The 13,632-nt window shown below is 64.0% G+C and carries 14 protein-coding genes; 8 read left to right on the top strand and 6 right to left on the bottom strand.

Features of this window, described 5'->3' with window-relative positions; translation table 11 throughout:
• Positions 1-39: 39 nt before the first annotated feature.
• The 8 genes from RAC97_RS04630 to RAC97_RS04595 all read left to right on the top strand — a co-directional run bounded on the left by RAC97_RS04630 (position 40) and on the right by RAC97_RS04595 (position 5,755).
• The gene (locus tag RAC97_RS04630) at positions 40-711 is read left to right on the top strand and encodes a Bax inhibitor-1/YccA family protein (RefSeq protein ID WP_375097624.1); all 672 of its coding nucleotides are present in this window, start codon (positions 40-42) and stop codon (positions 709-711) included.
• A 123-nt stretch (positions 712-834) separates the two neighbouring features.
• Complete coding sequence (locus RAC97_RS04625; protein ID WP_375097623.1) at positions 835-2,220, top strand: nucleobase:cation symporter-2 family protein; 1,386 nt, start codon at positions 835-837, stop codon at positions 2,218-2,220.
• Between the two features lie 84 nt (positions 2,221-2,304).
• A complete protein-coding gene (gene tusD / locus RAC97_RS04620; protein WP_375097622.1) occupies positions 2,305-2,697 on the top strand; it encodes a sulfurtransferase complex subunit TusD in 393 nt (130 codons plus the stop codon).
• Position 2,698: 1 nt separating this feature from the next.
• Entirely contained in the window at positions 2,699-3,058 is a 360-nt protein-coding gene (tusC, locus tag RAC97_RS04615) for a sulfurtransferase complex subunit TusC (protein ID WP_375097621.1), read from the top strand.
• Positions 3,058-3,369: a sulfurtransferase complex subunit TusB gene (gene tusB, locus RAC97_RS04610; protein ID WP_375097620.1), complete on the top strand. Its 312-nt coding sequence runs from the start codon at positions 3,058-3,060 to the stop codon at positions 3,367-3,369. Before tusC ends, tusB begins: the two co-directional genes overlap by 1 nt.
• Positions 3,366-3,701, top strand: coding sequence for a TusE/DsrC/DsvC family sulfur relay protein (locus RAC97_RS04605; RefSeq protein WP_375097619.1), 336 nt, complete (start codon positions 3,366-3,368; stop codon positions 3,699-3,701). Before tusB ends, RAC97_RS04605 begins: the two co-directional genes overlap by 4 nt.
• A 14-nt stretch (positions 3,702-3,715) precedes the next feature.
• A complete protein-coding gene (locus RAC97_RS04600; RefSeq protein ID WP_375097868.1) occupies positions 3,716-4,699 on the top strand; it encodes a glycosyl transferase family protein in 984 nt (327 codons plus the stop codon).
• 96 nt (positions 4,700-4,795) lie between these two features.
• Positions 4,796-5,755 (top strand): glutathione S-transferase family protein, encoded by a 960-nt coding sequence (locus tag RAC97_RS04595; RefSeq protein WP_375097618.1) that lies wholly within the window; start codon positions 4,796-4,798, stop codon positions 5,753-5,755.
• 37 nt (positions 5,756-5,792) lie between these two features.
• Here RAC97_RS04595 and cysG read toward each other — a convergent pair whose 3' ends face one another.
• From cysG to ftsK, 6 genes are all read right to left on the bottom strand, one after another.
• Entirely contained in the window at positions 5,793-7,181 is a 1,389-nt protein-coding gene (gene cysG / locus RAC97_RS04590) for a siroheme synthase CysG (protein WP_375097617.1), read from the bottom strand.
• Positions 7,182-8,462, bottom strand: coding sequence for a serine--tRNA ligase (gene serS, locus RAC97_RS04585; protein ID WP_375097616.1), 1,281 nt, complete (start codon positions 8,460-8,462; stop codon positions 7,182-7,184).
• Between the two features lie 30 nt (positions 8,463-8,492).
• Complete coding sequence (gene crcB, locus RAC97_RS04580) at positions 8,493-8,867, bottom strand: fluoride efflux transporter CrcB (RefSeq protein ID WP_375097615.1); 375 nt, start codon at positions 8,865-8,867, stop codon at positions 8,493-8,495.
• Positions 8,864-10,189, bottom strand: a complete 1,326-nt coding sequence (locus tag RAC97_RS04575; RefSeq protein ID WP_375097614.1) for a replication-associated recombination protein A — start codon at positions 10,187-10,189, stop codon at positions 8,864-8,866. Before RAC97_RS04575 ends, crcB begins: the two co-directional genes overlap by 4 nt.
• 11 nt (positions 10,190-10,200) lie before the next feature.
• Entirely contained in the window at positions 10,201-10,824 is a 624-nt protein-coding gene (gene lolA / locus RAC97_RS04570; protein ID WP_375097613.1) for an outer membrane lipoprotein chaperone LolA, read from the bottom strand.
• A 61-nt stretch (positions 10,825-10,885) separates the two neighbouring features.
• Entirely contained in the window at positions 10,886-13,300 is a 2,415-nt protein-coding gene (gene ftsK, locus RAC97_RS04565; protein WP_375097612.1) for a DNA translocase FtsK, read from the bottom strand.
• Positions 13,301-13,632 lie beyond the last annotated feature (332 nt).

Here is a 13,632-nt window from a genome sequence, read left to right as displayed (position 1 = left end):
ACCCGGTTTCAAACCCACAGGATCCAAAGGAGTGTCGCCATGCGCGAACAGGATTACATCGTACAACACGGCCAGCAGGTCGAGCAGCAGGAGGTCAGCAAGGTCCTGCGCAACACGTACAGCCTGCTGGCGCTTACCCTCGTCTTCAGTGGTGTCATGGCCTTCGTCGCGCAGCAGATGCGGGTCGGCTACCCCAACATCTTCGTGGTGCTGATCGGCTTCTACGGGCTGTTCTTCCTCACCGCTAAGCTGCGTGATTCGGTCTGGGGCCTGGTCTCCACCTTCGCCCTTACCGGCTTCATGGGCTTCATCCTCGGTCCTATCCTCAACCGCTACCTGGGCATGACCGGCGGCGCCGAAGTCGTGAGCTCCGCCTTCGCCATGACCGCCCTGGTGTTCGGTGGCCTGTCGGCCTACGTGCTGGTCACCCGCAAGGACATGAGCTTCCTCAGCGGTTTCATCACCGCTGGTTTCTTCGTCCTGCTGGGCGCCGTTGTCGCCAGCTTCTTCTTCCAGATCAGCGGCCTGCAACTGGCGATCAGCGCCGGCTTCGTCCTGTTCTCGTCGGTCTGCATCCTGTACCAGACCAGCGCCATCATCCATGGCGGTGAGCGCAACTACATCATGGCCACCATCAGCCTGTACGTGTCGATCTACAACCTGTTCGTCAGCCTGCTGCAACTGTTCGGCATCATGGGTCGTGACGACTGATTCACCTGCAGTACCGAAAAGCCCGCTTCGGCGGGCTTTTTCATGGGCGTTTGCCAGGCCCCTATCCCTATCCCCTCGTGGCCCGTAGAATGCGCTCCTTTTTTCTTCCGGGGCAGCTTTCCCATGAGTTCACTCGAACACGGCCCAGAGGCGCAAGCGCCTGCCAATGAACTGGTCCTGGGCCTTGAAGACCGGCCGCGTCCATTGATCGGCCTGCTCGCGGCATTGCAGCACCTGCTGGCGATCATCGTGCCGATCGTCACCCCTGGCCTGCTGATCTGCCAGGCCCTGGGCGTATCGGCGCGAGACACCAACCTGATCGTCTCGATGTCGCTGGTGATCTCGGGCATCGCTACCTTCGTACAGTGCCGGCGCTTCGGGCCATTTGGCGCCGGGCTGTTGATCGTCCAGGGTACCAGCTTCAACTTCGTCGGCCCGCTGATCGCTGGCGGCGCGCTGATGGTCAAGCAAGGCACCCCGGTCGAAGGCGTGATGGCGGCGATCTTTGGCGTGGTGATCGCTGGGTCCTTCGTGGAAATGGGCGTTTCGCGCATCCTGCCGTTCATCAAGCGCCTGATCACCCCGCTGGTGACCGGCATCGTGGTGCTGATGATCGGCCTGACCCTGATCAAGGTCGGCCTCATCAGCATGGGCGGCGGCTTCAGCGCCATGGCCAACGGCACCTTCGCCAATGGCGAGAACCTGCTGCTGTCTGGCGTGGTGCTGGCGATCATCGTGGTGCTCAACCGCATTCCACTGGTATGGATGCGCAGCTGCGCGATCGTCATCGCCCTGGCCGTGGGCTATGCGCTGGCCGGCTACCTCGGCCGCCTGGACTTCACCGGCATGCATGAAGCGGCGCTGTTCCAGGTGCCGGTGCCGCTGCACTTCGGCCTGGGCTTCTCCTGGGCGCTGTTCATTCCGATGCTGGTCATCTACCTGGTGACCTCGCTGGAAGCCATCGGCGACGTCACCGCCACCAGCAAGGTATCGCGCCAGCCCGTGGAAGGCCCGGTGTGGATGCAGCGGATCAAGGGCGGCGTACTGGTGAACGGCGCAAATTCGCTCCTGGCCGGGCTGTTCAACACCTTTCCCAGCTCGATCTTCGCCCAGAACAATGGGGTCATTCAGCTGACCGGCATTGCCAGCCGCCATATCGGCATCTGGATCGCCCTCATGCTGGTGGTGCTGGGCTTGTTCCCAAGCGTCGCCGGGGTGATCCAGGCGGTGCCGGAGCCAGTGCTGGGCGGCGCGGCCATGGTGATGTTCGGCGCGGTGGCGGCCTCGGGTATCAATATCCTCGCCAGCACCCGCCTGGACCGCCGGGCGCTGCTGATCATCGCCGTGTCCCTGGCGCTGGGCCTGGGCGTGGCGCAAGTGCCCGAGTTCCTCGCTCACATGCCGGAAGCCCTGCGAAATGTATTGGAGTCGGGCGTGGCCACCGGAGGCATCTGCGCCCTGGTGCTGAACTGGTTCCTGCCGCAAAGCCAGGAGCAGCGACAAGCCTGACCGCGCCCCTACCCGCACAAGCCCGCGTCCACAGGCGCGGGCTTTTTGCTTTATCATGGCGGCATTCTTTTACGCGAGCGTTCCATGAAATTCGCCATTGCGGTGTTTTCCCCGGCACATGCCCCCTCCTCGCGCCGCGCCCTGCGCTTCGCCGAGGCGGCGCTGGCCGGTGGGCACGAGATTACCCGCCTGTTCTTCTACCAGGACGGTGTGCACAGCGCCTCTGCCAACATCGTCGCGCCCCAGGACGAGCTGGACGTTGCGGCGCAGTGGCGCACCTTCGTCGACGACCATCGCCTGGATGCAGTGGTGTGCATCGCCGCCGCCCTGCGCCGCGGCGTGCTGGACGAGACCGAAGCCAGCCGCTACCAACGCCCGGCGGTGAATCTGTCAGGACCTTGGGACCTGTCGGGGCTGGGCCAACTGCATGAAGCCGCGCAGGTTGCCGACCGCCTGGTCTGCTTCGGAGGCGATTGAAATGGCCAAATCCATGCTGATCATCACCCGCCAGGCGCCCTGGAATGGTCCATCGGCCCGCGAGGCCCTGGACATCGCCTTGGCCGGCGGCGCGTTCGACCTGCCGCTGGGTATGCTGTTTCTCGACGATGGGGTGTTCCAGCTCGCCAGCGGCCAGCAACCCACCCAGCTGCAGCAGAAGAACCTGGCTGCCAACCTGCAGGCATTGCCGATGTTCGGCGTCGAGGAACTGTTCGCCTGCGGCCATAGCCTGCGCCAGCGCGGCCTCGATAACGGCGACCTCGAGCTGCCGGTAGATATCCTCGATGACACCGCCCTGGCGGCCCTGATCGCCCGCTTCGACCACGTGGTAACGCTTTGATGACAACCCTGCATGTAATCAGCCATTCGCCCTTCGGCGACGAGCGCCTGGCCAGCTGTCTGCGGCTGCTGGGCCCCGACGACGGCCTGCTGCTGTGCGGCGATGCGGTGTACGCCCTACGCGCGGGCAGCGAGCCCTGCATCCAACTGCGGGCTGCAAACCTTGAGGGCCGCCTTTACGCCCTCGAGGAAGACCTGCAAGCCCGGGCGCTCCACGAAGAAGACCAGCGCGGCGAGCCTGCCCAAGTGGTGGACTACCCGGCGTTCGTCGAGCTGTCACTGCGTTTCGACAAGGTCAACGGCTGGCTATGAACGAACTCATCATTGAGGACCGCCAGGTCGCCTTGGACAAGGATGGCTTTCTGGTCGACCTGCAAGACTGGTCGCACCCTGTCGCCGAGGCCTTGGCCCAGCGTGAAAGCATCGCCCTGACTGCAGACCACTGGGAAGTGCTGGAACTGCTGCGCCAGTTCTACGCCGAATACCAGCTGTCGCCCGCCACGCGCCCATTGATCAAGTACGCCGCGCTCAAGCTCGGCCCGCAAAAGGGCAACAGCCCGCATCTGAATCGCCTGTTCAACGGCACCCCCGCCAAACTCGCCGCCAAGCTGGCGGGCCTGCCCAAACCGACCAATTGCATATGACCGAACCTCGCCCGCTGCTCCTGGAAACCCCGGCCGAACACCCGTTCGCCGAATTCGTGCGCATTCTCGGCAAAGGCAAGCGCGGCGCACGCGGCCTTACCCGCGAGGAGGCCCGCGCCGCCATGACCCTGCTGCTCGAAGGCAAGGTCGAAGACACCCAGCTCGGCGCTTTCCTGATGCTGCTACGTCACAAAGAGGAAAGCGCCGAGGAGCTGGCCGGTTTCACCGAAGCGGTACGCGCCCACCTCGAGGCGCCGCGCATTGCCGTGGACATCGATTGGCCCAGCTACGCCGGCAAGAAACGCCACCTGCCCTGGTACCTGCTGGCAGCACGCTGTCTGGCCGGCAATGGCGTGCGCATCCTGATGCATGGTGGCGGCGCCCATACCGCTGGACGCCTGTACAGCGAGCAACTGCTGGCACTACTGGACATCCCCCTGTGCCGCGACTGGCAAGCGGTAGCCTCGGCCCTGGATTCCCGTAGCCTGGCCTTTTTTCCCCTGCAAGACTGGGCGCCACAGCTGCAGCGGATGATCGACCTGCGCAATACCCTCGGCCTGCGCTCCCCCATCCACTCGCTGGCCCGCGTACTCAACCCGCTGTCGGCCCGTTGCGGCCTGCAAAGCATCTTCCACCCTGGCTACCAGGCTGTGCACCGCGAGGCCAGCCGCCTGCTCGGCGACCCTGCCGTGGTGATCAAGGGAGACGGCGGCGAGATCGAGATCAATCCCGATGTGACCAGCCACCTGTACGGTACGGCAGCCGGCGAGGCGTGGGACGAGGAATGGCCGGCCCTGAGTACCCAGCGCCATGTCAAACCCGCATCGTTGCAGCCGGGGCAGCTGCTGGCCCTATGGCGTGGCGAGGCCGAAGACAGCTATGGCGAACTGGCCGTCGTGGCGACCATGGCCCTGGCCCTGCGCGGCCTCGGTCACAGCCGTGAGCAAGCCTTCGAGACAGCACGTGGGTATTGGGCAACGCGAAAAAGCATCGAGTAACCCGATAGAAACCCCGCAGTCTTTGCGCTATTCATTCGAACGGTTTCCCCTAGACTGTGCTCCAACGACAAACAATCGGGTTTCGAGGAGCACAGCATGGGCCTTTTGATTGAAGGCCGCTGGCATGACCAGTGGTACCAGAACAGCAAGGACGGCGCCTTCCGCCGGGAAAACGCGCAGCGCCGCAACGCCCTGCCCGCCGCCGAGGCCGGCCGGTACCACCTGTACGTATCGCTGGCCTGCCCTTGGGCCCACCGCACGCTGATCATGCGCGCCATCAAAGGCCTGGAGCCGTTGATCGATGTCTCGGTGGTCAGCTGGCTGATGCTCGAGCAGGGCTGGACCTTCGACACCCAGCAAGGCTCCACCGGCGACGCGCTGGATGGCTTGCAGTACCTGCACCAGCGCTACACCCAGGACGACCCGCACTATACCGGCCGCGTTACCGTGCCCGTGCTGTGGGACAAACAGGAAAAGCGCATCGTCAACAACGAGTCGTCCGAGATCATCCGCATTTTCAACAGCGCCTTCGACGAACTGACCGGCAACCGCCTGGACCTCTACCCCGAGCCGCTGCGTGCGACCATCGATACACTCAACGAACGCATCTATCCAGCGGTGAACAACGGCGTGTACCGGGCAGGCTTCGCCACCACCCAGCAAGCCTACGAAACGGCATTCGACGAAGTGTTCAGCGAGCTGGACCACCTGGAGCGGTTGCTGGACCGTCAGCGCTACTTGGCTGGTGAATATCTGACCGAGGCGGATGTGCGCCTGTTTACCACGCTGGTGCGCTTCGATGCGGTGTACCACGGGCATTTCAAGTGCAACCTGCGGCGGCTGGCCGACTACCCGAACCTTTCCAACTGGCTGCGCGAGCTGTACCAGTGGCCGGGCGTGGCGGGCACCGTGGACATGGAGCATATCCAGAAGCACTACTACCTGAGCCACAAGACCATCAACCCGACTGGCATCGTGCCCAAGGGGCCATTGCAGGACTTCGGCCTGGCCCATGATCGGGCGCGGTTGGCGGGCAAGGGGATTTGGCAGGCATAAAGCGGGGGCCGCTTCGCGAAGCGGCCCCAACCATCAATCAGTCTTGCTGCGAACCTTCAAACCACGCCAACTTCTCGCGCAGTTGCACCACCTCACCCACGATCACCAGGGTCGGCGCATGCACCTCATGGCGCGCCACCAGCCCTGGCAAGTCTGCCAAGGTACCGGTGAACACCCGCTGGTTGCGCGTGGTGCCTTGCTGCACCAGCGCCGCCGGGGTGCTGGCCGCGCGGCCATGACGGATCAACTCGGCACAGATGGTCGGCAGGCCGACCAGGCCCATGTAGAACACCAAGGTCTGCGCAGGTGCCACCAGGTCATGCCAGGGCAGGTTGCTGGAGCCGTCCTTCAGGTGCCCGGTGACGAAACGCACCGACTGGGCATAGTCGCGGTGGGTCAACGGGATGCCACCATAGGCGGAACAACCACTGGCCGCCGTGATACCCGGCACCACCTGGAAGGGAATGCCCTCCTCGGCAAGTTGCTCGATCTCCTCGCCGCCTCGACCGAAGATGAACGGGTCACCGCCCTTCAGGCGCAACACCCGCTTGCCTTGCCGAGCCAGATCGACCAGCAGGCGGTTGATCTGCTCCTGGGGCACGGCGTGGTCGGCGCGGCGCTTGCCGACATAAATACGTTCGGCATCACGCCGGCACATATCGATGATGGCCGGGGCCACCAAGCGGTCGTACAGCACCACATCGGCCTGCTGCATCAGACGCAATGCGCGGAAAGTGAGCAGGTCCGGGTCGCCAGGGCCGGCACCTACCAGGTACACCTCGCCACCCTGCTGCACCGGCGCGCCATCGACCATCGCCTGCAACAGACGCTCGGCCTCCCCGCCCTGGCCCGCCAGCTGGCGCTCGGCGATCGGCCCCTGGAACACGTTCTCCCAGAAGCCGCGACGCTGGTTGACGTCCGGGTACAGCGCCTTGACCTTGTCGCGAAAACGCGCAGCCAACCCGGCCAGTTCGCCGTAGGCCGAAGGAATCCAGGCCTCCAGCTTGGCGCGTATCAACCGCGCCAGCACTGGCGCGTCGCCACCGCTGGATACCGCCACCACCAAGGGTGAGCGATCGACGATAGCCGGGAAGATCACCGTGCACAGGGCCGGCGCATCCACCACGTTGACCGGCAGGCTACGTGCCTGGGCATCGGCCGAGACCTGGGCATTGAGCGCCGCATCGTCGGTGGCGGCAATCACCAGGCGGCAGCCGTCCAGGTCATCGACCTGGTAGCCACGCACCAGCACCTCGCCGTCTTCCTTGGCCAACGCAGCCAGCTGGCCGTCGATCTCCGGCGCCACCACGCGCAGGATGGCCCCGGCGTCGGCCAGCAGGCGCGCCTTGCGCAAGGCGATCTCGCCGCCGCCGACCACCAGCACCCGGCCACCACGCAACTTGTGGAACAGCGGCAGGTAGTTCATTTAGCGAATGACCTCGACGCCACCCATGTAAGGCTTGAGCACTTCAGGCACGCGGATCGAACCATCGGCCTGCTGGTAGTTCTCCAGCACCGCCACCAGGGTACGGCCCACGGCCAGGCCCGAACCGTTGAGGGTGTGCACCAGCTCCGGCTTGCCGGTTTCCGGGTTGCGCCAGCGCGCCTGCATGCGGCGGGCCTGGAAGTCGCCGCAGTTGGAGCACGAGCTGATTTCGCGGTACTTGTCCTGGCTCGGTACCCACACTTCCAGGTCGTAGGTTTTCACCGCGCCGAAGCCCATGTCACCGGTGCACAGGGCCAGCACCCGATAGGGCAGCTCCAGCAGTTGCAGCACGCGCTCGGCGTTGGCGGTCAGGCCTTCCAGGGCTTCCATGGACTTCGAAGGCTCGACCACCTGGACCATCTCAACCTTGTCGAACTGGTGCTGGCGGATCATGCCGCGGGTATCGCGACCGGAAGCACCGGCTTCACTGCGGAAGCATGGAGTGTGGGCGACCAGCTTGATCGGCAGTTGCTTGGCATCGACGATTTCGCCGGCGACCAGGTTGGTCAGCGACACTTCGGCAGTCGGGATCAGGTAGAAGTCGGCCTCGCCTTCGCGGCTGATCTTGAACAGATCTTCCTCGAATTTCGGCAGCTGGCCAGTGCCTTGCAGCGCCGGAGCCTGCACCAGGTATGGGGTGTAGGCCTCTTCGTAGCCATGCTCGCCGGTGTGCAGGTTGATCATGAACTGCGCCAGGGCGCGGTGCAGGCGGGCGATTGGGCCGCGCAGCACGGCAAAACGCGCGCCGGACAGCTTGGCAGCGGCTTCGAAGTCCAGGCCACCGCTGATTTCGCCCAGGGCGACGTGGTCCTTGATCTCGAAATCGAACGCCTTCGGCGTGCCCCAGCGGCGCACCTCGACGTTGTCGTCTTCGCTGGCGCCGACCGGCACGCTGGCGTCCGGCAGGTTGGGGATGGTCAGCAGGATGCCGTCCAGTTCGGCCTGGATACCATCCAGTTCCACCTTGCCAGCGGCCAGTTCATTAGCCATGCGCTCGACATCGGCCATCAGCGGAGCGATGTCCTCGCCCTTGGCCTTGGCCTGGCCGATGGACTTGGAGCGGGCGTTACGCTCGGCTTGCAGCTGTTCGGTACGGGTCTGCACCGACTTGCGGCGCTCTTCCAGGGACTCGATGCGCGCGACATCCAGGCTGAAGCCACGTGAGGCCAGGCGGTCCGCCACTTCCTGGAGTTGGCCGCGTAACAGTTTGGAATCGAGCATATCGTTCTCTCGTTGTATGTATGTGTTGGTTCAGAATCGTGTCAGGGCAAGGCCTGCCCAGGTTGCCAGCAGCCCGCCTAGCACGCTGATACCGGTATAGCCCAGTGCCAACGGCACGTGCCCGCTTTCCAGCAGGCGCACGGTATCGAGCGAGAAGGAGGAAAACGTCGTCAGCCCGCCCAGGAAACCGACGATCAGCCCGGCGCGCAGTTCCACCGGCACCAATGGCTTGTTCAGAAACAGGCCATAAAGCAAGCCGATGAGCAGGCAGCCCACCAGATTGACCGCCAGCGTACCGAGATAGAAGTGGCGTGGCCAGTGGGCCGTGACCCAACTGGCGGTAGCGAAGCGCAGCAGGGTGCCAGCGATACCACCTGCACTGACGGCGGCGACAAGTGCGATCACGGTTTTCTCCGTTGGCGAGGGCTGGTGCGATCAAGCTCGGCCAGGTGGCGCAGCTTTTCGCCGATCTTCAGTTCCAGGCCGCGTGGCACTGGCTGGTAGTACTGGCGCGGCTCGAGTTGTTCGGGGAAGTAGTCTTCGCCGGCGGCGTAGGCATCCGGCTCGTCGTGGGCGTAGCGGTATTCCTCGCCATAGCCGAGCTGTTTCATCAGTTTGGTCGGGGCATTGCGCAGGTGCAGCGGCACCTCGAGCGAGCCGTGCTCGGCCGCCTCGCGCATGGCAGCCTTGAAACCCATGTATACGGCGTTGCTCTTCGGCGCGCAGGCAATGTAGGTGATGGCCTGGGCCACGGCCAGTTCGCCCTCGGGGCTGCCTAGCCGCTCCTGCACATCCCAGGCCGACAGGCACAGGCTCAGTGCCCGCGGGTCGGCGTTGCCGATGTCCTCGCTGGCCATGCGCACCACTCGGCGGGCAATGTACAGCGGGTCGCAGCCGCCATCCAGCATGCGTGCATACCAGTACAGCGCTGCATCGGGGTCGGAGCCGCGTACCGACTTGTGCAGGGCCGAGATCTGGTCGTAGAACGCCTCGCCGCCCTTGTCGAAGCGACGGCGGCTGTCGCCGAGCAGGCTTTGCAGCAGCTCGACGTCGATTTCGCCGCCGTCTTCGGCCAGGTCCGAGGCGTTTTCGAGGAAGTTGAGCATGCGCCGACCATCGCCATCTGCGGCAGCCATAAGCATCCGAAAGGCCTCGTCACCCACCCTCAACTGGCGTTTGCCAAGGCCGCGCTCCTCTGCCAAGGCACGGTCTACCAGCTTGCGCAGCGCGGGCTCGTCCAGGCTCTTGAGCACGTAAACCCGCGCACGCGACAGCAGCGCATTATTCAATTCGAAGGAGGGGTTTTCCGTGGTGGCGCCGATGAAAATCAGCGTGCCGTCTTCCACATAAGGCAGGAAGGCATCCTGCTGGGACTTGTTGAAGCGGTGCACTTCATCGACGAACAGGATCGTGCGCCGGCCATACTGGGCGGCCTGCTGCTTGGCCACCTCTACCGCCTGGCGAATCTCCTTGACCCCAGCCAGCACCGCCGACACCGTTTCGAAATGAGCATCGCAGAACTGTGCCAGCAGCCGCGCCAAGGTTGTCTTGCCCACCCCCGGCGGCCCCCAGAAAATCATCGAATGCAGCGCACCCTGTTCCAGCGCCTCGCGCAGCGGCTTGCCGCGAGCCAGCAGGTGCTCCTGGCCGACATACTCGTCCAGGTTGGATGGACGCAAGCGTGCGGCCAACGGCTGGGCAACAGGTTCGCTTCGAAACAGGTCCATGGTGCCTCTCGTTACTCCTGGATGACGTCAGCGCCTTCCGGGATCTTGAACTGGAACTTACTCTTGGCGATAGGCTCGTTGGCCTTGACCCCGTTGAACAGGATATTGGTGCGCTGGCCCACGCCGTCGATCAGTTGCATGTCGTTGATCAAGCCACGGCGAAACGATACGCGCAGCGAGTCGAACAGGGTGTCCTTGGTCTTGGGCTTGAGGGTGAAGTCCATGACCTCGCCCTGCTCCTTGGAGACGATGTCGAAGCTCTGGCTGATCTTCGATACATCACCGGAAAGCAGCAGCGCCGGGGTCTGGCTCAGGCGCTCGTCAAGTTTCTTGACCGTGGCTTGTTCAAGGTCAGGATCCCACAAGGTGACCTTCTGGCCGTCAGATACCACCACCTGCTCCTGCGGTGCATCGGTGTGCCAGTAGAACAGGCCTGGGCGCTGGACCGCCATCTCGCCGCTGGTCTCCTGCAGGCTCGTGCCGCCAGCATCCAGGGTCAGCTGGGAGAAGCGGGCGGTGATGGTCTGGGACTTTTCCAGCAATTGGGTCAGGCGCTGGACGTCCTGCTCGCCGGCATGGGCAGACAGGCTGGCCGCAGCCAGGGCAGAAACCAACAGCATGCGAATCGCGCGCATGGGAATCCTCATTGAACGTAGAAAAGCCGGGCGCCGCCGTTGGCGCCCGGCAGGAGTTTCATCAATCGCGCGGGCCGCCAGGGGCAATCACTTCGCGCGAACCGTTGCTGTTCATCGGGGTCACGACACCGGCCATTTCCATCGCCTCGATCATGCGGGCGGCGCGGTTGTAGCCGATCTTGAGCTTGCGCTGCACCGCCGAGATCGACGCGCGGCGGCTTTCAAGCACGAACTGCACGGCCTCGTCATACAGGGCATCGGCTTCCGGATCATCGCCATCGCCACCGCCACCACCGCCGCCATCGAAGCCGCTGCCGGCCTCTTCGACGCCATTGAGGATGTCGTCGTTGTAGTCCGGCGCGCCACGCAGCTTCCAGGCTTCCACCACGCGGTGAACTTCGTCGTCGGAGACGAACGCGCCATGAACACGGATCGGCAGGCTGGTGCCCGGCGGCATGTAGAGCATGTCACCGTGGCCGAGCAGCTGCTCGGCACCGCCCTGGTCGATGATGGTCCGCGAGTCGATCTTGCTCGACACCTGGAACGCCATGCGGGTCGGGATGTTGGCCTTGATCAGGCCGGTGATGACATCCACCGACGGACGCTGGGTGGCGAGGATCAGGTGGATACCCGCCGCCCGCGCCTTCTGTGCGATACGAGCGATCAGCTCTTCGACCTTCTTGCCGACGATCATCATCATGTCGGCGAACTCGTCGACTACCACCACGATGGTCGGCAGGGTCTTCAGCGCCGGCGGCTCGTCTTCCATGCTCTCGCGGCGGTACAGCGGGTCATGGATGACCTCTCCGGCTTCCTGGGCGTCCTTGACCTTGCGGTTGAAGCCCGCCAGGTTACGCACGCCCATGGCAGCCATCAGCTTGTAGCGACGCTCCATCTCCGCCACGCTCCACCGCAGGGCGTTGGCGGCGTCCTTCATGTCGGTGACCACCGGGCAGAGCAGGTGCGGGATGCCCTCGTAGATCGACAGTTCGAGCATTTTCGGGTCGATCATGATCAGCCGCGCATCTTCGGGGCTGGACTTGAACAGGATCGACAGGATCATCGCGTTCACGCCCACCGACTTACCGGAGCCGGTGGTACCGGCCACCAGCAGGTGGGGCATCTTGGCCAGATCGGTGATCACCGGCTTGCCGCCGATGTCGTGGCCCAGGGCCAGTGTGACGGGCGATTTCTGTTCGTCGTACTGTGGCGTGGACAAGACCTCGGAGAAACGCACCATCTGGCGGTTCTCGTTGGGAATCTCGATGCCCACGGTAGTCTTGCCGGGAATGACCTCCACCACACGCACGCTGGTCACCGCCAGCGAGCGCGCCAGGTCCTTGGCCAGGTTGGCGATACGGCTGACCTTGACGCCGGCCGCAGGCTGGATCTCGTAGCGGGTGATCACCGGGCCTGGGTGAATGGAGTCCACCGCCACCTCGACGCCGAATTCCTTGAGCTTGATTTCCAGCAGGTGGCCGACGCCGGCCAGGGACTCGGGCGAATACTCGATCTTCTTCTGCTCGGCCGGGTCGAGAATGGAAATGGACGGCAGCGTGCCTTCCACGGCGCTGTCGACGAACAGCGGCGCCTGTTTTTCCTTCATTACCCGTTTGCTGGGCTCCGGTGCCTTCACCGGCGTCGGCATGATCACCGGGGCCGGTTGCGTTTCGCGCTGCACCACGTGCTTGGTCAGGGCATCATCGCGCTCGATGATGCGCTCGCGGGCCTTGACCTGCTCGCGTTTGTCCACCACCACCGGGGCGACCACCTCGTCGACCTGCTCGTCCACCTCGCGCAGCTGCGCCACCAGGCGCTTGCGCTCATTGCGTGCCTCCCACCAGCGGTTGGCCGCGCCCTGCACCAGCTCGACCAGGTCGAGGGTGATCTTGCCGGTGACGTCCATCACCTTGAACCAGGACAGGTCGGTGAATACGGTCAGGCCGAACAGGAACAGGGCAATGAACATCAGCGTACTGCCCTGCACGTTCAGCAGGTTGCGCGCCAGGTCGCCAAGGCTCTCGCCCAGGGCGCCGCCGGCCGAGAACGGCAAGGTTTCCGGCGGATGGAAATGGATATGCGCCAGGGCCGCGCCCGACAGCACCAGGAACACCAGGCCGATCAGGCGCCAGGAGAACAGCCAGCCGCTCCACTGCCAGGGCTGGTGGCGTTCGCGGAAGATCTGCCAGGTCTTGATCGCCAGCAGCAAGGGGAAGATGTAGGCGAAGTAACCGAGCACCATGAACAGGATGTCGGCGAAATAGGCACCGGCACGACCAGCGGCGTTCTGCACCTGGTCGATGTTGCTGGTGTGGCTGAAACTGGGGTCTTCCTTGTCGTAGGTCAGCAGCGCCATCCACAGGTAAAGGCACAGCGCACCGACGGCGATCAGCGCGCCTTCCTTGAGGCGATAATGCAGTTGCTGGCGCCACAGCGGCACGGGCAAGGGGGTCGGGGTTGTGGTGGATTTCTTCAAAACGCGTCTATTCCTGCGCTCGCTGCGCGTTAAATAGGGTCCGGGCCGGTCGCCGACTGGCGAACCACTACTTTTAACATTACTGCCCACCTGCCGCCATGACGGTACGCCGCACGGCGCATGAACGGAGGAGCGATTTCCATGGGTGCAATTTGAGCACGCATTTTGTTCTGTGACAAAGGCTTATGCTGTATTTTTGCACAGGTATGACAGCAAATGTCCGGGTTGGTGCCGGATGGCGAATGAATCGTGGGAAATTCCCTTATCAGCAGTCAGATCACCCAGCATCGGTCGTCAGAGCGGGCTTAGCCTCGATATTCCAGGCTGAGCTG

The organism is Pseudomonas sp. LS_2 (assembly GCF_042709235.1).
Classification (GTDB): Bacteria; Pseudomonadota; Gammaproteobacteria; order Pseudomonadales; family Pseudomonadaceae; genus Aquipseudomonas.
This window is presented reverse-complemented; position numbering and strand designations above follow the sequence as displayed.

What these genes read in the sequence shown, in the direction of transcription:
- RAC97_RS04630 (WP_375097624.1), top strand. Translation starts at nt 40, where the DNA reads ATGCGCGAACAGGATTACATCGTACAACACGGCCAGCAGGTCGAGCAG.
- RAC97_RS04625 (WP_375097623.1), top strand. Translation starts at nt 835, where the DNA reads ATGAGTTCACTCGAACACGGCCCAGAGGCGCAAGCGCCTGCCAATGAA.
- tusD (WP_375097622.1), top strand. Translation starts at nt 2,305, where the DNA reads ATGAAATTCGCCATTGCGGTGTTTTCCCCGGCACATGCCCCCTCCTCG.
- tusC (WP_375097621.1), top strand. Translation starts at nt 2,699, where the DNA reads ATGGCCAAATCCATGCTGATCATCACCCGCCAGGCGCCCTGGAATGGT.
- tusB (WP_375097620.1), top strand. Translation starts at nt 3,058, where the DNA reads ATGACAACCCTGCATGTAATCAGCCATTCGCCCTTCGGCGACGAGCGC.
- RAC97_RS04605 (WP_375097619.1), top strand. Translation starts at nt 3,366, where the DNA reads ATGAACGAACTCATCATTGAGGACCGCCAGGTCGCCTTGGACAAGGAT.
- RAC97_RS04595 (WP_375097618.1), top strand. Translation starts at nt 4,796, where the DNA reads ATGGGCCTTTTGATTGAAGGCCGCTGGCATGACCAGTGGTACCAGAAC.
- cysG (WP_375097617.1), bottom strand. Translation starts at nt 7,181, where the DNA reads ATGAACTACCTGCCGCTGTTCCACAAGTTGCGTGGTGGCCGGGTGCTG.
- serS (WP_375097616.1), bottom strand. Translation starts at nt 8,462, where the DNA reads ATGCTCGATTCCAAACTGTTACGCGGCCAACTCCAGGAAGTGGCGGAC.
- RAC97_RS04575 (WP_375097614.1), bottom strand. Translation starts at nt 10,189, where the DNA reads ATGGACCTGTTTCGAAGCGAACCTGTTGCCCAGCCGTTGGCCGCACGC.
- lolA (WP_375097613.1), bottom strand. Translation starts at nt 10,824, where the DNA reads ATGCGCGCGATTCGCATGCTGTTGGTTTCTGCCCTGGCTGCGGCCAGC.